Raw genomic sequence first — 21,461 nt, forward strand, 5'->3', positions numbered from 1 at the left:
CTGAGCAGCAGAAAGCAGTCCCCTTGGCACACCTTCTTGGCGGCGAAAACCTTACGGTTTCGTACGCAACGCGCACCGTCCTGGACGGCATCACCCTCGGACTCGAGGAAGGTGACCGGATCGGCATGGTGGGCCGGAACGGCGACGGCAAGTCCACGCTGATGCGCCTGCTGGCCATGCGCTCCACGCCGGACTCCGGCCGGGTGACCAAGCGCAGCGAAGTCAACATCGGCTACCTGGACCAGAGCGACGTGCTCGACGGCGACCTCACAGTGGGCGCTGCGATCGTCGGTGACCAGGCCGACTATGAATGGGCCCGCAACCCCCAGATCCGCGAAGTCATGGGCGGCCTGGTGTCCGACGTCGACTGGCATGCCAACGTCCACGCCCTCTCCGGCGGACAGAAGCGGCGGGTGGCGCTGGCCAAGCTGCTGATCGAGGACCATGACGTGATCATGCTCGACGAACCGACCAACCACCTCGACGTCGAAGGTGTCGCCTGGCTGTCCAGGCACCTGAAGACCCGGTGGCGGGCCAACCAGGGCGCCTTCCTGGTGGTCACCCACGACCGCTGGTTCCTGGACGAAGTCTGCACCAAGACCTGGGAAATCCACGACGGCATCATGGACCCGTTCGACGGCGGCTACGCGGCCTACGTGCTGGCCCGGGCGGAACGCGACCGCTCGGCCTCCGTGGTGGAAAGCAAACGCCAGCAGCTCGTTAAGAAGGAACTCGCCTGGCTGCGGCGCGGCGCTCCGGCCCGCACAGCCAAGCCGAAATTCCGGATCGAGGCCGCCAACGCCCTCATTGCCGACGTCCCCGAGCCGCGCGACTCCACAGCCCTGAGCAAGATGGCCACCGCCCGGCTTGGCAAGGACGTCCTGGACCTCGAGAACGTCTCCCTGGATTTCCTGGGTGGCGACCCCGGACAGAAACTCTTCGACAACATCACGCTGCGGCTTGCTCCCGGTGAGCGGCTGGGCCTCGTGGGTGTCAACGGCGCCGGCAAGACCACCCTGCTGAAACTCCTCAACGGCCAGATTGAGCCGTCATCCGGCAAGGTCAAGCGCGGCAAGACCGTGGTCACCGCCGTGCTGACCCAGGAGGTCAAAGAGCTCGACGACGTCTCCGACTTGCGCGTGATCGAAGTCATCGAGCGCGAAAAGCGGTCCTTCAACGTGGGCGGCAAGGAATTCACTGCGGGCCAGCTTGTGGAGCAGCTCGGCTTCACCAACGAGAAGCAGTGGACACCGGTCAAGGACCTCTCCGGTGGTGAGCGCCGGCGCCTCCAGCTGCTGCGCCTGCTGGTGGGGGAGCCGAACGTGCTGATGCTCGATGAGCCCACCAACGACCTCGACACCGACACCCTCGCCGCCGTCGAAGACGTCCTTGACGGCTGGCCGGGCACACTCGTTGTGGTCAGCCACGACCGCTACCTTCTGGAGCGCGTGACGGACCACCAGATGGCGCTGCTGGGCGACGGCAAGATCCGCGCCCTGCCGCGCGGCGTGGACCAGTACCTGGAACTCCGCGAATCCGCCCTGGCCGGTTCCACGATCACCGGCGGCGGCAACCCCGTCACCGGCCCGAGCGGCAGCTCCGCCCCCGCGGCCTCCGGCTCCACCGAGGCCGAAAAGCGCGACGCCCGGAAGGCCAAGAACCGGATCGAGCGCCAGCTGGGCAAACTGGAGCAGCAGGAAAAGAAGATTCACGACCAGATGGTCAAGAGCACCGCAGAATCCGACTTCGATGCCCTGGGAGACCAGAACAAAAAACTTAAGGACCTCGCCACCGACCGCGAAACCCTGGAACTCGAATGGATGGAAGCCCTCGAAGTCCTCGGCGAGTAGGCCTGATCGGCACTCCCCGGGGTGCGGGTTGGGTGCCGCAGTCGGCCCTTCCGCGTCGCTTAGACACGGCACATAGGGAACGCTCCGGTCGCTGGGCGACCTGCGCGCTCCGATGTGCCGCGATGCGCTCCTTTCGGAAGGACCGCCTCCGGCGACGGTGGGCTCGCCTCCCAGCGCGAGGGGTCACTTAAGCCCCTTGGTACCTGTCCCCTCGGGTGTGCGGGCGTGTCACGGGGAGCAGATTTTTGGGTGATGGCCGACGGCGGGAGGCCGAGTTCGCGGGGGAGCGGGACCGCGGGTGGGCCGAAAGCGTGCCGTGCGTGACGCCGTCGTGCGTTGCATGCGGGATTCGGGTCCGCAAGTGTCCTCTCGCGCTTACCGGCGCGAACGGCCGCTTAAGCCCCCGCACCCGGGCGCGAACGGTCACTTAAGCCCCTTGGTACCTTGTCCCCTCGGGTGTGGGGGGCGTGTCACGGGGAGCAGATTTTTGGGTGATGGCCGACGGCGGGAGGCCGAGTTCGCGGGGGAGCGGGACCGCGGGTGGGCCGAAAGCGTGCCGTGCGTGACGCCGTCGTGCGTTGCAGGCGGGATTCGGGTCCGCAAGTGTCCTTTCGCGCTTACTGGCGCGAGGGGCAGTTGCGGCCTCGCGCCCGGGCTCGAACGGTCACTTAGGTGTGTGCTGGCGATCCCTGAACGGAACCTTCGGCAACAGCGGTGCGGGGGACCTTCGTGTAGTCGCGCATCGCGGCGCATCGTGGCGTGGAGGTCGCTCAGCGACCGTAGCGTCACCTGTGTGTCGTGTCAAAGCGACGGCGAAGGGCTCCTGCGCCGCGAACGCAACGCGCGGCTCGCTCTCGCGCACAGGGGGCTTAAGTGTCCGTTCGCGCTGGGTCGTCGGTGCGGAGCCCGGGGTCTTTTTGGAGGCCGGTGAGGCCGTTCCAGGCGAGGTTGACGAGGTGGGCGGCGACCGTGTGCTTGTCGGGCTGGCGGCTGTCCTGCCACCACTGGCCGGTCATGGCCACCATGCCCACGAGCATCTGGGCGTACATGGCGCCGTCCTGGGCGCTGAAGCCGCGGCGGTGGAATTCGTCGGACAGGATGTGTTCCACGCGGGCCGTGACCTGGGACAGCAGGGTGGAGAAAGCGCCTTCGGGCTGCGACGGCGGGGCGTCGCGCATCAGGATCCGGAAGCCCTCCGCGCGGTCCTCGATGTAAGTGAGGAGGGCCAGGGCGGCGCGTTCCACCAGGACCCGTGGTTTACCTTCTTCGGTGAGCGCACCGGTGATCGAGTCCAGCAGGATGTGGAACTCGAAGTCCACCACCTGCGTGTAGAGGCCCTCCTTGGAGCCGAAATGTTCGTAGATGACGGGCTTGGAAACACTGGCGCAGGCCGCGATTTCCTCAATGGTGGTCCCGTCGAGCCCGCGCGCGGCAAACAGGCCACGGCCGACGTCGATCAGCTGGCTGCGCCGCTGTACGCCTGTCATCCGTGTCCGGGGTGGGTTATTGCTCACATTTCCATCATGCCCTAGCACGCTGAGACAGTTGGAACCGGTGGCGCGACAGGAGCCTGGCTGCCGTGATTCCCGCCGATGTCGCGGGCTGCCCTGAAGCCATGGCAAAATAAATACTTGTGCCTTGGCCTTCGCGCCTGTGGCATGGTCCGCCCTGGTGTAATGGCAGCACCCCGGCCTTTGGAGCCGTGGAGTATAGGTTCGAATCCTATGGGCGGAACTGCTGTGCGAAGACCGTCCAGTAGGAGAAGACCGTCCAGTAGGATGGACCCGGTGCCCCGCCGTGGATTTTGGCCGGACAGGCACCGCGCCCAGCGCAACGCGCAACCAAGCAAGGAGAACCCGTACGTGATCCCCGAGACTACCGGCCCAGCCGCCGTCATTGTTCTGGCAGCAGGCGCCGGTACCCGGATGAAATCCCGTACCCCGAAGATCCTGCACGAAATCGGCGGCCGGTCCATGGTGGGCCACGCCCTGCTGGCAGCACGCAGCATTAACCCCGGACGGCTTGCCCTGGTGGTCCGGCACGAGCGGGATCTGGTTGCCCGCCACCTGAAACACCTGGACCCCGAAGCCCTGATCGTGGACCAGGACGATGTCCCCGGCACCGGCCGCGCCGTCGAGGTGGCCGTGCAAGCACTGGACGCCGAGGAAAAACTCGCGGGCACCGTAGTGGTCACTTACGGCGATGTTCCGCTCCTCACGGGCAGCCTGTTGGCGGACCTGGTGGCCACACATGAGCGCGAGGCCAATGCCGTCACCGTGCTCACCGCGCTGCTGGCTGACGCCACGGGCTACGGACGCATTCTCCGCGGTGATGACAGCTCCGTGACCGGCATCCGCGAGCACAAGGATGCAACGGAAACCGAACGCCTGATCCGCGAAGTCAATTCCGGGATCTACGCCTTCGACGCCGATGTCCTCCGTGACGCGCTGGTCCACATCACCACCGACAATTCGCAGGGCGAAAAGTACCTCACCGACGTGCTGGGCCTCGCGCGCCAGTCGGGCGGCCGGGTCGCCGCCGTCGTCACCGAAGACCGCTGGCAGGTGGAGGGTGCCAATGACCGCGTGCAGCTCTCCGCCCTCGGCGCGGAACTGAACCGCCGCACCGTTGAAGCCTGGATGCGCGCCGGGGTCACCGTGGTTGACCCCGCCACCACCTGGATCGATTCCACGGTCACCCTGGACGAGGACGTCCGCATCCTGCCCAACACGCAGCTGCACGGGGCCACCACCGTGGCGAGGGACGCCGTCGTCGGCCCCGACTCCACGCTGACCGATGTCCGCATCGGCGAAGGCGCCAAGGTGACCCGCACGCACGGTTCCGGTGCCGCGATCGGTGCGGACGCCGCCGTCGGCCCCTTCACGTACTTGCGTCCCGGCACAGTGCTCGGCGACACCGGCAAGATCGGCGCGTTCTACGAAACGAAGAACGTCACGATTGGCCGCGGCTCCAAACTTTCCCACCTCGGCTACGCCGGCGACGCCGAAATCGGCGAGGACACCAACATTGGCTGTGGCAACATCACGGCCAATTACGACGGCGAGAAGAAGCACCGCACGGTGATCGGCTCGGGCGTCCGCACAGGTTCCAACACAGTCTTTGTTGCACCGGTCACCGTGGGGGACGGTGCCTACAGCGGCGCCGGCGCGGTGATCCGCAAGGACGTCCCGGCAGGGGCTCTCGTCCTGTCCGTTGCACCGCAGCGCAACGCCGAGGGCTGGGTTGTGGCCAACCGCCCCGGCTCACGCTCGGCGGAACTGGCGCAGGCCGCCTCAGACTCCTCACATACCCCAGCATCGACAGAAGAGGACCAGCAATAATGAACGAAATTACGGCACGCGGCGAGAAGAAGCTGGTGCTTGCCGCTGGGCGGGCGCACCCCGAACTGGCGCGGGAAATCGCCAAGGAGCTGGGTACCGAGCTGCTGCCCGTTGATGCCTACGACTTCGCCAACGGGGAGATTTATGTCCGCGCGGGCGAAAGCGTCCGGGGAACCGACGCGTTCGTCATCCAGGCCCACCCGGCTCCGCTGAACAACCACCTCATGGAACAGCTGATCATGATCGATTCGCTGAAGCGGGCCTCCGCCAAGCGCATCACCGTGGTGTCCCCGTTCTACCCGTATGCACGGCAGGATAAAAAGGGCCGCGGCCGCGAACCCATTTCCGCCCGCCTGGTGGCGGACCTGTACAAGACCGCCGGTGCCGACCGCATCATGAGCGTTGACCTGCACACCTCGCAGATCCAGGGCTTCTTCGACGGGCCCGTGGACCACCTCATGGCGATCCCCCTCCTGGCCGACTACATCCGCACCCGCGTCGCCGCGGACAACGTCACCGTGGTGTCCCCGGACACCGGCCGGGTGCGCGTCGCTGAGCAGTGGGCCGAACGCCTGGGCGGAGCGCCGCTGGCCTTTGTGCACAAGAGCCGCGACCTCACAGTTCCCAACCAGGCCGTCTCCAAGACCGTCGTGGGCCAGATCGAGGGCCGGACCTGCGTCCTGATCGATGACATGATCGACACCGGCGGCACCATTTCCGGAGCGGTCCAGGTCCTGAAGAACGCCGGGGCGAAGGACGTCATCATCGCCGCGACGCACGCTGTCTTCTCCGAGCCCGCGGCTCAGCGGCTGTCCGAATCCGGCGCCCGCGAAGTGGTGGTCACCAATACGTTGCCCCTCACCGCGAACCAGCAGTTCCCGCAGCTGACGGTGCTGTCCATCGCACCGTTGATCGCCCGCGCCATCCGCGAAGTGTTCGACGACGGTTCGGTCACCAGCCTGTTCGACGGCAACGCCTGACCACACTGGGCTGGTGGGGACCGTTTTCCGTAATTGGGCCCGGCGCTGGTAAGCTTTTTGACGATACCTTGGCGAGGGAGAGCATCCGGGAAACCGGACTGCAGGTCTCCGTTATCGACTGGGTCTGAATCTCCCTTCTGGAAGGGCCGCCTCACGGCCGCCCGGCGTTGAAGGTCGTAACAGACCTCCGCCCTTGCTGAACACCTTTAGTCTTCCGAGGAGATACACATGTCTGAGCAGAAGCTCGCAGCAGAAGTACGCACCGAATTCGGCAAGGGCTTCGCCCGCCGCGCCCGCATGGCCAACCTGATCCCCGCCGTCATCTACGGCCACGGCGCCGAGCCGATCCACATCACGCTTCCGGCCAAGGCCACCACGCTGGCAGTCCGCAAAGCCAACGCCCTGCTGTCCCTGGATGTCAACGGCGAAGAGCACCTGGCCCTGGTCAAGGACGTCCAGCGCGACCCCATCAAGCAGATCATCGAGCACATCGACCTGCTGACCGTCATCAAGGGTGAGAAGGTCACCGTGGACATCCCCGTCCACATCGTTGGCGAACTGGCTCCGGGCAGCGTCTTCAACCAGGAACTCACCGTCATCTCCCTTGAGGCCGAGGCAACTCACCTGCCCACCGCAATCGAGGTCGACATCGAAGGCCGCTCCGCGGGACAGCACATCCACGCTTCCGACCTGGTCCTGCCGAAGGGTTCGGTCCTGCTGGCCGACGCCGACGCACTGGTTGTCAACATCTCCGAGGCCCTTGAGGCCGCAGAAGAAGAGGGCGAGGCTTCCACCGAAGCCGCAGCCGAGTAACAACTCCTCCGCTTGCAGCTGTGGCCGGGCCCTGTCGGGGTCCGGCCACAGCCATGTCCGGACCACCTTAGGATTGAATAATGACTGATACCTGGCTGATCGTTGGCCTCGGAAACCCCGGGGCCGAGTACAAGGCCAACCGGCACAACGTCGGCCAGATGGTCCTGGACGAGCTCGCGGGCCGGATGGGCGGCAAGTTCAAAACCCACAAGGCACGCGCCCAGGTGCTCGAAGGACGGCTCGGGATCGGCGGCGCACGGGTGGTGCTGTCCAAGCCGATGAGCTACATGAACGTTTCCGGTGGCCCTGTGGCCGGCCTGGCAAATTTTTACGGCATTGATCCTGACCATGTTGTCGCGGTGCACGATGAGATTGATATTCCGTTCAACACCATAAAGCTGAAATGCGGCGGCGGTGAGGGCGGCCACAACGGCCTCAGGGACATGTCCAAGGCGCTGGCCACTAAGGATTACCTGCGCGTACGGGTGGGTGTGGGTCGCCCTCCAGGGCGGATGGACACGGCAGACTATGTCCTGCGCGATTTTGGCACTGCAGAGCGCAAAGAACTTCCGTTCTTGCTCGATGAGGCGGCCGATGCCGTGGAGATGCTGGTCAGGGAAGGACTGACTGCGGCCCAGCAGAAGTTCCATCCGGCCAGGTCAGACGTTTAGGAATAAAACTTAAAACCGCCTGTCTCTGTTTACCTGCGTGTGCCAAGGGGTAGTCTTCTTCCTAAGCGGGGGAGCGATGGGGCTAATCCCGCTTTAGTGGGATGTAGGGGACAAGTTCATGTCAATCGAGCCACTCAGCTGGGGACGTGGGTCACCGCTCAACGACCTTGAGCTGCGCACCGACGCTGCTGGCATAGCAGAGCAACAGCGGTGGTCCGTGCCCGCGCGGAGCGCCAACCTCGAAACGGTCCGCACGGCCCTGACCAGCCTCGACTCCCTGGGAGTTGTCATCACCGGTGGACGCGGCGTAGGCAAGTCGTCCTTGGCCAGGACAGCCGTCTCCGAGCTGGGGCCGGATATCTGGACATTGCAGCTCCGCAACGGACCGTCGGCCGGCACAACGCCCTACGGTTGCCTGGCCTTCCTGCTGGCGCGGCTTCCCCAGGCGTACATGGGTTCGCCCACAGCCATCCTTCGTGGCATTACATCCCTCATCAAAAGCGATGCCGCCGGGCGCCAGTGTGTCATAACCCTGGACACCGCCGGCAGCATCGATGACATGAGCGCCGGCGTCCTGCTCAACATCCTCCTGACCGGGACCGCCCGCATGGTGGCCGTGGCACCGATGGTCAGTGATCTTCCGGCCGATTTCCACTGGCTCCTCAACGACCGCAGGCTCACCGAGGTCAGGCTGGACAACCTCAATGAGCTGCAGACCCGGCAGGTGCTGCTTTCCCTGCTGGGACACCGCGTGTCGGCCTCCCTGGTCAGCACCTTCCACACCATGGTTGGCGGCAACCCCCTGCTCCTGAAAGCGCTTGTAACCGAGCAGCAGCATTCGGGGAACCTGGTTCTGTCGGACTCCGTCTGGACTCTTCGGGACAAGGTGGTGCTTGATGGCGCGGCAAGCCTCGACGACATCGTGCGGTCCCAGTGGACCCGGAAGTCTCCTGAGGAGCGGGATGTCATCGAGATGCTCTCCTGCGCCCGCAGTGTGGAACTGTTCAGGCTGACCGCCGTCTACGGTGCGGGTGTGGTGGCGGACATGGAGGATTCGGGCCTGCTGGAGATCGACGCTTCGGACAACCGGTGGGTTTCACTGCGTGAAAAGTACCTCGGCGACGTTGTCCGCTCCTGGCTCAGCATCACTCGGCGAAGGGAACTGCGGAGCCTGCTCCTGGGCGGCAAGGAACCTGACCCTGACACGATGACCGTGGAAGAGCTGATGGCGTTCGGCGCCTGGACCCAGGAATGCGAGGCCGAGTTGAGTCCAGCCATGGCGCTGGCCGCTGCCGAAGCCGCAGTGCAGCTCTTTGACCCTCATTTTGCCCTCAAGTATGCCGACACCCTGAAACGGAATGACCCTCAATGGGTGCCTGCCCAGCGACAGAAGGCGGCAGCGTACCTGCTCATGGATCTCCCGGTGCAGGCCATGGCAGCACTGGACGATATTTCCCAGCCGCAGCTGGACAACCTGGACGTTGAGGAGTTCGCCCGGGTGGTCGAGGCCAAATCCCGGGTCATGGTCTGGCTCCCCGCGCACACCGCCCGGGTGCCGGCGCTGCTTCAGACGGCACGGGAGCGGCTGGGCGTGGAGCCAGGAATCGCGAAGGGCTGGCCTGAGCCGCTGGCTGCTGCGGCCAACCGGATCAGCCTGAGCGAATTCGAGTACCAGGCTTTCGTGGGTGACTACGCCGCCGCCTTGCCGGCCCTTGAAGCCGCTGCGGACCCCGGGCAGAATCCGGACACGTGGTTCAGGATGAACTCAGCGGTAATCCTCATGAGCGTCCTGTCCATGACCGGGCGGGAAATGGACGCCCTGAGCCTGATGAGGCAGCTGGGCGGGCAGATCTCGGACGCCGCCGAGATCGTGGGCCTGCGCGAAAAGTTCGCCAGCCGGGCGTACAACGTGCTCCTGATGGCAGGGCAATGGCGCCGGTGCATCGACCTCCTGGATCCGCCTTCCGCGCGCGAGTTCCACCGGCTCCCTTACCGGAGCGCCGCCGCGGAGCTCGCGGCCGGCATCGCCTACGTGTACTCGGGCCGCGGTGCCGTTGCCCTTGATTCGCTGCTCTCGGCCGCTGCACAGCTGGAGCTGCGGCCCGTCCAGAGCATGCTCCGCGCCGCCTATGCTGCCATCGCCTTCGCGTATGCGCAGATCGGCAATGCCGGGCAGTCCCGGAAGTATCTCGACAGGCTGCAACGGACAGCAGGGGCAGCTGACCATGCCGCCCGGAGCCGCACTGAATTCTGCGCGGATATGGCCGCCCGTTGGCTGGGGGACAGCGACGCAGCCACGCGCCTGAAGCAGTCTGCGCGCCGCGACATCGCAGCAGGCACGTTCACCCTTGCCGGGATCAGCCTGCTCGGAGCCACCGTCAACGGCACGGAGGCTGACTTCCGGCTGATGGAACAAGTGGCCGGGCATCGCCAGGGCCCCTTGGCGGAAATTTCGCGGCTGATCGCCGTGGGCAGCCGGACCCGCGACGCCAAAACGTTGCTTGCCGGCGGGGAGCTGGCGGCCACCCTGGAACTGGATGCCGTTGAGGCCCGGTGCATGGCGCTGGCCGTTGACTACGCTCGGCAGGCCGGCGACTCGGTCTCAGCCAGGACCGCACAGGCCCGGCTGGACATCCTCGCAGCCACCGTGGCAAGCCTGCCGATCGTCCCGAGCAGCGGCAGCCCGCTGCTGACCGCCAGGGAGAGGCAGATCGCGCGGCTGGCCGGCCGGGGCTCGTCCAACCGCGACATTGCCGTGGAGATGGGCGTGTCCGTGCGCACCGTGGAAGGCCACCTTTACCAGGTCTTTACCAAGCTCGGAGTAACGTCCAGGGGTGATCTGACTGGACTCGTCTAACGGCCACGCAGCCAAACCGGGAACGCCGTATCGACTGCTCACGGGTCGGCGTGAACCGCTGGACCGGATCTGCAACATCATCCGCAGCCGCACGAGCCAGGCTGTTTTCCTCATGGCGGGCCCGGGCATCGGGAAGTCAACGCTGACCGAAGCCATCACCGATCGGCTTGCCCAGGAGATGATCATTGTTCAGATCCACGGGAGTTCGTCACTGTCCGGCGTTCCCTTTGGAGTCCTGGCGCCCTACACGGCGGAGCTGACGGCCGAGGACTCCGTGTCTCCGGTGGCTGTGCTGCGGTCCGTGTGGAGCTACTTTGAGAAGCTGAAAGCCGGGAGGGATGCCCCTTTGCTCCTGATGATGGATGACGCCCATCATCTGGACGAGGCAACGGCCAGCATTGTGGCCGACATGATCTCCGCCGGCTGGGCCACGGTGCTTGCTGCCGGCAGGCCGCGGCCCGGGCTGCCGCAGCCGCTCGCGCAGCTCTGGTATGACGGCCTGGCTGACCGTGTGGATCTCCGTCCCATGAACCGGGAGCAGGTCGAGGAAGTCCTCTCCCACGCACTTGATGGAACAGTCCCGTCCGGAACCATTGACACCATCTGGAGTGCGTCAGGCGGAAATCCGCGGATTCTTGACGCCCTGCTGCACGATGCCGCAGAGCGGGGCGAACTCGCAAAGCGGAACGGGATCTGGATGCTGCTGGGCCCGTTGCCCGCCGACGGACCCAGGCTCACCGAGGTGGTGGTGACGGACATGCTCCGCCGCAGCCCGGAAGAGCAGGAAGTCCTGAAACTTGTAGCCCTCGCCGGGCCCGTGAGCCGGAAGGTGATCGAGGACATTTTTGGCGCCGAGGTAGTGCGCACGCTGCTGGACCAGCAGATGATGGTGGAGAGTTCCGGCATTCCAGCCGATCTCCGGATCTGGAACTCCGTGTTCGGCGAGTCGCTCCGCACCAGTATCTCGGTGTCCCGGAGCCTGCAGCTGCTTGAAAAGATCCGGGACCAGCTCGGAACCGCTCCCGAAGGGTCTGAGGGCAGAATGAGGGCCGTGGAATGGGCCCTCGAATGCGGATTAAAAATATCCGATCCCGAGCTGCTCGAGGCGGCCGGTACCGCCCTGATCCACTCCCGGAACCGGAGCAGCCGGACGATGGCGGCGAAGGTCGCGGACCCGGCCCTCCTGCCGCAGGCACAGGCCGTCCAGGGACGCGCCTTGTTCAATGAAGGCGACTTCGTGGGTGCGGCCAAGCTTCTGGACGGATGCTGGCTGCAACTGGGGAACGGTGCCTGGGCTGTTCCGGTCCTGATGCTCAGGGCCATGGCTCACCAGGCTCTGGGAACGCCGCTGTCAGTATTCGCGGCCGATTCCCGTGAAGCGCTTCAAAGTGCAGGCGCCACGACGGCTGGCCCGGATGCTGTGCCGCCGGATTCCCAAGAGAGCGCCGGTGTACCGGCCGGGCCCTGGCAGGAGCGCTTGCTGCGCCTGCTGGAACTTTGCGAAGCAGGCAACCACCAGGCCTTGGAGGCCGGGGTCCAGGAACTTCGGCGCAGCCCCGCCGGCGATGCTACGGACGACGCCCTGCGTGCTGTGGGACTGGCGCTGGAGGCCCATTCGTTCGCCTCGGCCGGACGTGCCGTCCAGGGGCTGGACGCCGCATTGCTGGCGGTCTCGGAACTTCCCTCCCTGCAGGGTGGCGTGTTCTTCTTCAATGAATTTGTCCTTGGCCGCCTGGTTGCAGATTACCTGGCCATGGGGGAGTGGGACTCGGCGGAACGGGAGCTGGCGAACTACGCTGCCGGACAGCCGAGGGGTGTTGCCTATTTTAGCGGTAGCCTCGAAGTGCTCCGTGGCTACTCGCTCCTGCGGCAGGGGCGGATGGAACGCGCCTACCAAACGCTGTTGCCGGCGGTGGAGACCCTGAGGCTCAACGATCCGCTGCAGATGTTCCGGTTTGGTTCCGGGCTTGCGTTTTATGTAGCGGCGAGGCTCGGCGACGCCGCCCAGGCCGGCCGGCTTGAGCTGGATTACAAGGATTCCCCGCAGGGCTCCACCGGCTACGGACTCCTTGCAAAGGCGTACGCATCAGCAGCATCGGAGTATGTGGCGCATGACGGAAAGGGCCTGGCGTCCCTCCACACACTGGCCACCACGCCCGAGGTGACCACCCGGGCCGGGACACTTCTGGAGCTTTTGGCTCTCTGCTGGGACCTGGGCGACCATTCGGTGATCCCTTTGGTCCACTCACTGGCGGGGAACGTTGAAGGCCGTTGGGCCGCGGCAATGCTCACGCTGGCGGGGCATTGGGAGTCCGCGGATGCGGAGTCCATCATGGAAACGGCGGTCATGCTTGAAGGCGCGGGATTCGTTAACCTTGCGCGGGAAGCCTACGCGCGGTCGAGCACCGTCCTTGAGAGCTCCGGTGAACGCCGGCGGGCCCGTCAGGCGGTGGCCCTGCGGGAGAAGTGTGACCACGAACTGGGCGAGAGGTTCCGGGAAGGCCACTTCATCGCCGCAGCACCCAGCGTGCATCTCACCCGCCGGGAACAGGACATCGTAGAGCTCGCTGTGCAAGGTCTCACCGACCGGGAGATCGCACAAAGGCTCATGGTGTCCGTACGTACTGTGGAGGGGCACCTGTACCGCACCTACGTCAAACTCGGCGTGCGGAGCCGCGACGAACTGGCTTCAGCCCTTCCGAACTAAGCCTGCCTGCGGACGCGCCTGCGTACGGGCGTCCGGATACGCGTAGCCCCGGCCCAAAAAAGTAGAGTACTGCCTACTCGTGTGCGGAGCATCCGCATGCGATTGACTTAGTGCGGCAGGAAAACACGGAGCCACCAAAACCGCGGACCGGCCAACAGACTTTCAGGCCTCTTTTTGAGCAAAACTTCCGGCCCCCGGGGCTGGATCGAAGCGGGGCCGGCGACGTCAGAGTCTTCTGAGACCGAGACTCTCCCCCCAGCCGTCGCCGGCCCTCACTTCCGCGGGCTGAAGCCCGGAGCTGCTGTGGCGGTTGCCCATCGGGCCGCCGCCACAGTGGTGTTGTGGGACAATTGAGTGTCAATCCATTGGCATCTCAAGGAGTTAGCTTTGGCCCTAGTATCAACGCCTGCCACGCTGGAACGCGCAGTACCGGCCCTGGATAACGCCGAAGTCCTCAGGATTCGAAACGACTTCCCCGTGCTTGGCCAGCTGGTGAACGGCAAGCCCCTGGTATACCTCGATTCGGGCGCCACCTCGCAAAACCCGCTGAGTGTCATCGAAGCTGAGCAGGAGTTTTACGAACAGCGCAACGCAGCCGTGCACCGCGGAGCCCATTTCCTTGCCGTGGAAGCGACAGAGGTTTTCGAAGACGCCCGCCAGACCATAGCGGACTTCATTGGTGCCGGCTATGAGGAAACGGTGTGGACCTCCAACGCCACCGAAGGCCTGAACCTGGTCAGCTATGCGCTGTCGAACGCCGCGCTGTGGGTGGCGCAAGGGCGCGGTGGCGCCCGGCTGAAAGACCTCGCCGTGGGCCCGGGTGACCAGATCGTGGTGACCGAGATGGAGCACCACGCCAACCTGATCCCGTGGCAGGAACTGGCGTTCCGCACCGGCGCCACCCTGCGCTACATCCCCATCGACGACGCCGGTGCCCTGCGGCTGGACATTGCGGCCGAGATCCTGGGAAGCAAAACCAAGGTCCTGGCCTTCACGCACGCTTCCAACGTGTTGGGCACCATTAATCCCGTGCAGGAACTGGTCGCGCTGGGGCGGCGAGCCGGAGCACTGGTGGTCCTGGACGCCTGCCAGTCCGCACCCCACCTGCCGTTGAACGTCAAGGAGCTTGACGTCGACTTCGCCGTCTTCTCCGGCCACAAGATGCTGGCGCCCACCGGAATCGGTGTCCTCTACGGCAAGCAGGACCTCCTGGACGTGCTGCCGCCGTTCCTGACCGGCGGTTCCATGATCACCACCGTGACCATGGAACGGGCCGAGTACCTGCCCGCGCCGCAGCGTTTCGAGGCCGGCACCCAGCGCATCTCGCAGGCCGTTGCCCTGGCCGCCGCAGCCAACTACCTCACGGAAACCGGCCTGGACCGTGTGCACCGCTGGGAATCGGAGCTCGGCCAGCGGATGGTGGCGGGGCTGGAGTCCATTCCCGGCATCCGCGTCCTGGGGCCCGCCGCAGGACAGGAGCGGATCGGCCTTGCCGCGTTCGACGTCGACGGTGTGCACGCGCACGACGTCGGGCAGTTCCTGGATTCGCGGGGCATCGCCGTCCGCGTGGGTCACCATTGCGCCCAGCCGCTGCACCGCCGCTTGGGCCTGACCGCAACCACCAGGGCAAGCGCCTACCTGTACAACACCACCGACGACGTCGACACCTTCCTGGAAGCAGTCGCCGGAGTCCGCTCCTACTTCCGCGTCTGACGCGATCACCGAAGGTAATCCAGCATGAGCCTTGACCAGCTGTATCAGCAGATCATCCTTGACCATTCCAAGGCCCGCCACGGCAGCGGACTGGCGGGTGTCACCGCGCCGGCGGGGGCGTCCACGGGCCAGTCCCACCAGCTCAACCCCGTCTGCGGCGACGAAGTCACGCTGCGGGTGGCTGTGGAAGACGGCAGGGTGGCGCAGATTTCCTGGGACGGCGAAGGGTGTTCCATCTCGATGGCCTCGGCGTCGGTCCTCAGCGAGCTCGCGGAGGGAATGACCGTGGACGAACTCCATTCCGTCATTGGCACCTTCCGCGAAGTGCTCCGCTCGCGTGGGAAGATTCACGCGGATCCCGAGATCCTGGGCGACGCCGCGGCTTTTGAGGGTGTGGCCCGCTACGCCGCGCGCGTTAAGTGCGCGATGATTTCCTGGGTGGCCGCCGAGGACGCCCTGAACCAGGCAGCCTAGGCCTTCACCGGCCGACGCCGGTCCGAAGCCGGCCCGCGGCTGTCAGCCCCGGCGCTCGAAAACGTCCGGGACGCCGTCGCCGTCAGCATCACGCCGTTCCGCCAGTTCCACTGCGCGGTAATGCCGGTTCCGCAGCCGGAGCACCACTGTGGCGAGCAGGGCAGCAACCAGCGATCCCGTGAGGATGGCCACCTTCGCATGGTCATCGTGGGCCGAGCCCGGACCGAAGCTCAGCTCGGCGATCAGCAGCGACACCGTGAATCCCACTCCGGCCAAAAGCGCAAGGCCAGCAACATCGATCCAGGCGAGGCCGTCGTCGAGCTTTGCCCTGGTGGTCTTAGTGATCAGGTAGGTTGTCCCGAACACGCCAATCGCCTTGCCGGCCACCAGGGCAGCCACGATTCCCACCGCCACCGGATCCGCCAGTGCCGACCGGAAGCCGTCGAGGCCGCCCACGGCAACTCCGGCGGAAAAGAAGGCGAAGACCGGGACGGCGAAACCTGCCGAAAGCGGGCGGAGCCGGTGTTCCAGGGACTCGGCCATACCGGAACCCGTCTCACCGCGTTTCCGCGACGCCAGCACCGGCACCGCAAACCCGAGCAGGACACCGGCCACCGTGGCGTGGATACCGGAAGCGTGCACGAGTCCCCAGGTGGCGGCGGCCAGCGGCAGCAACAGGTACCAGCTGCGGACCCTCTTCTGGGCCAGCAGGGTAAACAGCCCCAGCGGGACCAGTGCCGCCAACAGGAAGAGCGGCTGCAGTCCGGACGAGTAGAAGAACGCGATGATACCGATGGCCAGCAGGTCATCCACAACGGCCAAGGTCAGCAGGAACGTCCGGAGGGCCACAGGCAGATGGGTGTTGATGACGGCCAGCACGGCCAGGGCAAAGGCGATGTCAGTGGCTGTGGGAATGGCCCAGCCCCGAAGACTCTCGGCGCCCTGGCCCAGGTTCACCAGCGTGTAGATCATGGCCGGGACTGCCACGCCGCCCACGGCCGCCGCCACCGGAACCACCGCCTTGGATACCTTGCGGAGCTCACCGGAGACAAACTCGCGCTTGAGTTCCAGGCCGGCCAGGAAGAAGAAGATGGCCAGGAGACCGTCCGACGCCCAGTGGCCCAGAGAGAGCCGGAGGTGCCAGGGTTCATAGCCGATTTCAAGGTCCCGCAGGGCAAAGTAGCCCTCAGCCGCCGGCGAGTTGGCCCAGAGGAGGGCCGCGGCCGTGGCCGCCAGGAGCAGGGCACCGCCGGCTGTTTCCAGCCTGAGGATCTTGGAGATCCGCAGGAATTCGGGGTAGCTTGAGCGGCTGAGGACCTTAGCAGCGAAGGCGGGGCGGGAAGGGTGCTTGGCCATGGGTGGCTCCTGGAATTATGGGCTCGACAAAACTGTTGCCGACCAGACTTCCCGGCGCACCTGTGACCAGCCTACCCGAGCAGGCCCATAACCCCGATCACGGCAGTGGCAGCTCCCAGCACCATCGAGATGCTGACCAGCACCACGTGGACAGTGAGGAACTTTGTGGCCTTACCGGCGGCGTCCCGCGCCCTCGGATCCTTCATCACCCGGCGCAGGAACTGCGGCCAGACCACCAGGGACCAGACGCCGGCGATGATCAGGAGCAACGCCGCAAACACGGGGAGCTGCATGGCCCTAGTGGCTTTCGAGCCAGGCCTGGGCCTGCTGCGACTGGATGTTCAGGGCCTTGGACACCATGGGCTCGGCCGCCTCGGCGATCTTGCCGCCCAGGAACGGGACGGAGGAGGTCACATTGCCTTCGAGTTCAATGCGCGTGCTGCCGCCCTCCGCGACAAGCCGCTGGACCGCGGTCACATCAAGGGGGGCGCCGGCGATCTTCAGCGTGATGTTGCTCTGGCGGGAACCGTCGGCCGCGGGGGCGTCCCAGTTCTCCACCTGCGTCACCGTGAGCTTTTCGCCCACGAACTTGCGGGCGATCTCCGGCAGCCGGGTGGTGGGCAGCGTACGGACCGAGGTGGTGCTGAATACTCCGTCAACGTCTCCGGCCACCTCGAAGGACTCCAGTGTGCCGCCAACGAACTGGCTCGTGTGCCGCTGGAAGTCCTCGTTGATAAAAACAGCAGCGACGCTGCCGACGGCGTGCGGAAGGGTAGTGGTTGCACTCAGTGCCATGGGTCCTCCAGTGATGTGTAGGTCAGAACGCTTTTTGCTCCCCACATCCTACGGGGAGCTTTGCGTGTTGGTGGAACCCCGCGCTTGGTCAGCAAGCTTAGCAACGGGGTGCCCGCCAGGCGCCGGGGCAGGGGTAGGCTGGGATGACCCGGGATTCGAAGTGAATTTCGGGTTTTCGTGTTGCCTGCATTTTCATTGAACCCACAGGAGTTTCCGCCATGAGCCCCACTGGCCCGTCCCATCCTGGCCCGTCCCACGCTGGTCCCTCGCTGACCGGGCTTCGCCGTGTCCTGGCAGAAGACCAGACGTTCGCGCGGGTGCAGGCGGAGGCGGCCAGGGGGTTTGACGTCCGGGGCCAGGACTACCAGATCAGCGCGCCGGCCGGACTCCGCGCCGTCCTGCTGGCGGAAATGGCAGACGGCCTGGCCGCCGCTGCCGAAAGAGGAACTCCCGACGGCGGGCTCCCCCCTGTGGTGCTGGCAGTCACCGCTACAGGACGCGAAGCAGAGGATCTGACAGCGGCCCTGCGCGCATACCTGCCGGCCGATGCAGTGGCCGAGTTCCCCAGTTGGGAAACCCTGCCGCACGAACGGCTCTCACCCCGCTCGGACACCGTGGGCCGCCGGTTGTCCGTCCTGCGCCGCCTGGCGCACCCGGAAAGTTCGACGGCGGGCCGGCTGCGTGTGGTGGTGGCGCCGGTCCGCGCGGTGGTCCAGCCGATCGTCGCCGGGCTGGGTGAGCTGGTTCCGGTCACGCTGAAGGTGGGACAGGACATGCCGTTCTCCAGCGTGGTGCGGAGCCTCGCCGACGCCGCCTACGCACGGGTGGACATGGTCACCCACCGTGGTGAGTTTGCCGTCCGTGGCGGCATCATCGACGTCTTCCCGCCCACCGAGGACCATCCCATCCGTGTGGAGTTCTTCGGCGACGAGGTGGACCAGATGCGCTGGTTCGCGGTGGCCGACCAGCGCTCGCTGTCGGCGCCCGGCGTGCATCACCCCACCGAGCTCCACGCCCCGCCCTGCCGCGAAATCCTGATTACGCCGTCGGTGATGTCGCGCGCGGCCACCCTGAAGGCGCAGCTTCCGGCGGCCGCGGACATGCTGGAGAAGATCGCTGGCGGCATCGCGGTGGAAGGCATGGAATCCCTGGCCCCGGTGCTGGTGGACGCCATGGTCCCGTTCGTGGAGCAGCTGCCAGCCGGGTCCATCTCGGTGGTCATTGAACCGGAAAAGGTCCGCAGGCGCGCACATGACCTCGCGGCCACCAACGAGGAATTCCTGGAGGCAGCCTGGTCCACGGCCTCGGACGGGGGCACGGCGCCACTGGACCTGAGTTCGCAGGCGTCGGCAGCGTTGCACTCCGCCAGCTTCCGTTCCCTGGCAGAAACCCGGAGCTTCTCGCTGGCGCATGAGGTGTCCTGGTGGTCCATCACGTCGCTGGCCACTGACGAGGAGCTGCTGCCGGAGATCGACGTCCTGACCCTCCGTGCCCGGGAACCGCGCGGGTACCAGGGTGATGTGGCCGAGATGATGGACTTCATTGGCTCCCACGTCCGGGACCAGTGGCGGATCGTGGTGGCCACGGAGGGCCCCGGCCCGGCCCAGCGCCTGGCGGAACTGTTCCATGATGCCGACATCCCCTGTGCCCGGGTGGACACCCTTGAGAAGGAGCCGCAGGCGGGCATCATCGAGGTGACCACTGCCGCCGTCGGACGCGGTTTTGTCCTGGACAGCCTTAAGCTGGGGCTGCTCACCGAAGCGGACCTGCTGGGACGGACGTCCGCCAGTTCCACCAAGGACATGCGCCGCATGCCGTCCAAGCGGCGGAACGCCGTGGACCCGCTGCAGCTGGTCAACGGCGATTCCGTGGTGCACGAACAGCACGGCATTGGCCGCTTCCTTGAGCTCATCCAGCGCAAGGTGGCCGGCGGCGGAGAGGGCGTCCGCGAATACCTGGTCCTGGAATATGCCCCGTCCAAGCGCGGCGCCCCGGGGGACCGCCTGTTTGTCCCCACCGACCAGCTGGACCAGGTGACCCGCTACGTCGGCGGTGACACGCCGGTGCTCAGCAAGATGGGCGGCTCCGACTGGGCCAGCACCAAGTCCAAGGCACGCAAGGCCGTCAAGGAGATCGCCGGTGAACTGATCCGGCTGTACTCGGCGAGGATGGCCTCAAAGGGCCATGCCTTCGGACCGGACACCCCGTGGCAGCGCGAACTGGAGGAGGCCTTCCCGTACGTGGAGACGCCGGACCAGCTGACCACCATCAACGAGGTCAAGGCGGACATGGAGCGGGAGATCCCCATGGACCGCCTGGTGTCCGGCGACGTGGGCTACGGCAAGACCGAGATCGCCGTCCGCGCCGCGTTCAAGGCGGTCCAGGACGGGAAGCAGGTGGCGGTCCTGGTGCCCACCACCCTGCTGGCCCAGCAGCACTACGAGACGTTCACCGAACGCTTCTCCGGCTTCCCCCTGCGGGTCAAGGCCCTGTCCCGGTTCCAGGGGACCAAGGAAACCAAGGAGACCGTGGAGGGGGTCAAGAGCGGCTCCGTGGACGTCGTCATCGGCACGCACCGCCTTCTCTCCAAGGACTTCGCGTTCAAGGACCTTGGCCTGGTGGTGGTCGATGAGGAGCAGCGCTTCGGCGTGGAGCACAAAGAGGCCCTAAAGAAGATGCGCACCAACGTGGACGTCCTCGCCATGAGCGCAACACCGATTCCGCGGACCCTGGAAATGTCGCTGACCGGCATCCGGGAAACCTCCACGCTGGCCACGCCGCCGGAGGAACGCCACCCCGTGCTCACCTATGTGGGCCCGTACACGGACAAGCAGAGCTCGGCTGCGATCCGCCGTGAGCTGATGCGCGAAGGCCAGGTGTTTTTTGTGCACAACCGGGTGTCCACCATCGAGCGGACGGCGGCGAAGATCCGTGAACTGGTTCCGGAGGCTCGGGTGGAAGTGGCGCACGGGCAGATGTCCGAGAGCCGGCTCGAACAGATCATCGTGGACTTCTGGGAGAAGCGCTTCGACGTCCTGGTGTGCACGACCATCATCGAAACCGGCCTGGACATCTCCAACGCCAACACGCTGATCGTGGACGGGGCCGACAAATACGGCCTCTCCCAGCTGCACCAGCTCCGCGGCCGGGTGGGCCGCGGGCGCGAACGTGCCTACGCCTACTTCCTGTACCCGTCCGAGAAGCCCCTGGGCGAGGTGGCCCTGGAACGCCTCAAGGCAGTGGCCACGCACAACGAGCTCGGCGCCGGCATGCAGCTGGCCATGAAGGACCTCGAGATCCGTGGCGCCGGCAACCTGCTGGGCGGCGAGCAGTCCGGCCACATCCAGGGCGTCGGCTTCGACCTCTACATCCGCCTGGTGGGTGAGGCGGTGGCCGACTTCCGCGGCGACGCCGAGGAAAAGGCCGCCGAAATGAAGATCGAGCTGCCGGTCAACGCCCACCTCCCGCACGATTACGTGCCGGGGGAGCGGCTCCGCCTGGAGGCCTACCGGAAGCTGGCTTCCGCCTTGACGTACGAGGCCATCGGGGAGGTCCTGGCCGAGCTTGTGGACCGCTACGGCGAGCCGCCGCTGCCGGTCCAGAACCTCATCGCCGTGGCCCGCTTCCGGGTGGGTGCCCGCGAAGCCGGCCTGTCCGACGTCGCGCTGCAGGGGAACTTCATCAAGTTCTCGCCGGCGCAGCTGCCGGAATCGAAGCTGATGCGGCTGACCCGGATGTACCCGGGTTCGCAGTCCAAGCCCGCCTTGGACGCGGTGCTGATTCCGAAGCCCAAGACGGCCAGGATCGGCGGCCGCGACCTGCAGGACGCCGAAATCCTGGAATGGGCCAACGGGGTCATCCGCAACATCTTCTCCGACGCACCGCTGGCGGTGAGTTAGAGCTT

The 21,461-nt window shown here is 66.0% G+C and carries 14 protein-coding genes and 1 tRNA gene; 11 read left to right on the plus strand and 4 right to left on the minus strand.

What is annotated here, in order from left to right; genetic code table 11:
• Positions 1 to 23 precede the first annotated feature (23 nt).
• Positions 24 to 1,850 carry an ABC-F family ATP-binding cassette domain-containing protein gene (locus AC3IT0_RS06595; RefSeq protein ID WP_489322954.1) on the plus strand — a complete coding sequence of 609 codons (1,827 nt, stop codon included), beginning with the start codon at positions 24 to 26 and terminating at the stop codon, positions 1,848 to 1,850.
• 869 nt (positions 1,851 to 2,719) lie between these two features.
• On the opposite strand, the gene AC3IT0_RS06600 is transcribed toward AC3IT0_RS06595, so the two are convergent.
• Positions 2,720 to 3,364 carry a TetR/AcrR family transcriptional regulator gene (locus tag AC3IT0_RS06600; RefSeq protein WP_489322955.1) on the minus strand — a complete coding sequence of 215 codons (645 nt, stop codon included), beginning with the start codon at positions 3,362 to 3,364 and terminating at the stop codon, positions 2,720 to 2,722.
• Between the two features lie 148 nt (positions 3,365 to 3,512).
• On the opposite strand from AC3IT0_RS06600, the gene AC3IT0_RS06605 reads away from it, so the two are divergent.
• From AC3IT0_RS06605 to sufU, 9 genes are all read left to right on the plus strand, one after another.
• Positions 3,513 to 3,584, plus strand: a tRNA-Gln gene (locus AC3IT0_RS06605).
• Positions 3,585 to 3,712: 128 nt separating this feature from the next.
• On the plus strand, positions 3,713 to 5,191 hold the full coding sequence (glmU, locus tag AC3IT0_RS06610) for a bifunctional UDP-N-acetylglucosamine diphosphorylase/glucosamine-1-phosphate N-acetyltransferase GlmU (RefSeq protein WP_489322956.1): 1,479 nt from the start codon (positions 3,713 to 3,715) through the stop codon (positions 5,189 to 5,191).
• Entirely contained in the window at positions 5,191 to 6,171 is a 981-nt protein-coding gene (locus AC3IT0_RS06615) for a ribose-phosphate diphosphokinase (RefSeq protein ID WP_489322957.1), read from the plus strand. The genes glmU and AC3IT0_RS06615 overlap by 1 nt, the downstream gene beginning before the upstream one ends.
• Before the next feature lie 228 nt (positions 6,172 to 6,399).
• A complete protein-coding gene (locus tag AC3IT0_RS06620) occupies positions 6,400 to 6,984 on the plus strand; it encodes a 50S ribosomal protein L25/general stress protein Ctc (protein WP_489322958.1) in 585 nt (194 codons plus the stop codon).
• An 80-nt stretch (positions 6,985 to 7,064) separates the two neighbouring features.
• Positions 7,065 to 7,655 (plus strand): aminoacyl-tRNA hydrolase, encoded by a 591-nt coding sequence (gene pth, locus AC3IT0_RS06625; RefSeq protein WP_489322959.1) that lies wholly within the window; start codon positions 7,065 to 7,067, stop codon positions 7,653 to 7,655.
• A gap of 118 nt (positions 7,656 to 7,773) precedes the next feature.
• The gene (locus AC3IT0_RS06630; RefSeq protein ID WP_489322960.1) at positions 7,774 to 10,512 is read left to right on the plus strand and encodes a LuxR C-terminal-related transcriptional regulator; all 2,739 of its coding nucleotides are present in this window, start codon (positions 7,774 to 7,776) and stop codon (positions 10,510 to 10,512) included.
• A 79-nt stretch (positions 10,513 to 10,591) separates the two neighbouring features.
• Entirely contained in the window at positions 10,592 to 13,219 is a 2,628-nt protein-coding gene (locus AC3IT0_RS06635; protein WP_489323733.1) for a LuxR C-terminal-related transcriptional regulator, read from the plus strand.
• A gap of 387 nt (positions 13,220 to 13,606) precedes the next feature.
• Positions 13,607 to 14,932, plus strand: a complete 1,326-nt coding sequence (locus AC3IT0_RS06640; RefSeq protein ID WP_489322961.1) for a SufS family cysteine desulfurase — start codon at positions 13,607 to 13,609, stop codon at positions 14,930 to 14,932.
• Between the two features lie 24 nt (positions 14,933 to 14,956).
• Positions 14,957 to 15,406, plus strand: a complete 450-nt coding sequence (sufU, locus tag AC3IT0_RS06645; RefSeq protein WP_489322962.1) for a Fe-S cluster assembly sulfur transfer protein SufU — start codon at positions 14,957 to 14,959, stop codon at positions 15,404 to 15,406.
• 42 nt (positions 15,407 to 15,448) lie between these two features.
• Here the strand turns inward: sufU and nhaA are convergent, their stop codons facing one another.
• From nhaA to AC3IT0_RS06660, 3 genes are all read right to left on the minus strand, one after another.
• Complete coding sequence (nhaA, locus tag AC3IT0_RS06650; protein ID WP_489322963.1) at positions 15,449 to 16,762, minus strand: Na+/H+ antiporter NhaA; 1,314 nt, start codon at positions 16,760 to 16,762, stop codon at positions 15,449 to 15,451.
• Between the two features lie 71 nt (positions 16,763 to 16,833).
• Complete coding sequence (locus AC3IT0_RS06655) at positions 16,834 to 17,055, minus strand: SCO4848 family membrane protein (RefSeq protein ID WP_489322964.1); 222 nt, start codon at positions 17,053 to 17,055, stop codon at positions 16,834 to 16,836.
• Between the two features lie 4 nt (positions 17,056 to 17,059).
• Entirely contained in the window at positions 17,060 to 17,557 is a 498-nt protein-coding gene (locus tag AC3IT0_RS06660) for a DUF2505 domain-containing protein (protein WP_489322965.1), read from the minus strand.
• A gap of 218 nt (positions 17,558 to 17,775) precedes the next feature.
• On the opposite strand from AC3IT0_RS06660, the gene mfd reads away from it, so the two are divergent.
• Positions 17,776 to 21,456 carry a transcription-repair coupling factor gene (gene mfd / locus AC3IT0_RS06665; protein ID WP_489322966.1) on the plus strand — a complete coding sequence of 1,227 codons (3,681 nt, stop codon included), beginning with the start codon at positions 17,776 to 17,778 and terminating at the stop codon, positions 21,454 to 21,456.
• Positions 21,457 to 21,461 lie beyond the last annotated feature (5 nt).

Source organism: Pseudarthrobacter sp. KH_020_B (assembly GCF_057840185.1).

Bases quoted from the DNA above. Each gene is read 5' to 3' on its own strand.
- AC3IT0_RS06655 (WP_489322964.1), bottom strand. From the start codon at position 17,055: ATGCAGCTCCCCGTGTTTGCGGCGTTGCTCCTGATCATCGCCGGCGTC.
- AC3IT0_RS06620 (WP_489322958.1), top strand. From the start codon at position 6,400: ATGTCTGAGCAGAAGCTCGCAGCAGAAGTACGCACCGAATTCGGCAAG.
- AC3IT0_RS06660 (WP_489322965.1), bottom strand. From the start codon at position 17,557: ATGGCACTGAGTGCAACCACTACCCTTCCGCACGCCGTCGGCAGCGTC.
- pth (WP_489322959.1), top strand. From the start codon at position 7,065: ATGACTGATACCTGGCTGATCGTTGGCCTCGGAAACCCCGGGGCCGAG.
- sufU (WP_489322962.1), top strand. From the start codon at position 14,957: ATGAGCCTTGACCAGCTGTATCAGCAGATCATCCTTGACCATTCCAAG.
- AC3IT0_RS06615 (WP_489322957.1), top strand. From the start codon at position 5,191: ATGAACGAAATTACGGCACGCGGCGAGAAGAAGCTGGTGCTTGCCGCT.
- nhaA (WP_489322963.1), bottom strand. From the start codon at position 16,762: ATGGCCAAGCACCCTTCCCGCCCCGCCTTCGCTGCTAAGGTCCTCAGC.
- mfd (WP_489322966.1), top strand. From the start codon at position 17,776: ATGAGCCCCACTGGCCCGTCCCATCCTGGCCCGTCCCACGCTGGTCCC.
- AC3IT0_RS06630 (WP_489322960.1), top strand. From the start codon at position 7,774: ATGTCAATCGAGCCACTCAGCTGGGGACGTGGGTCACCGCTCAACGAC.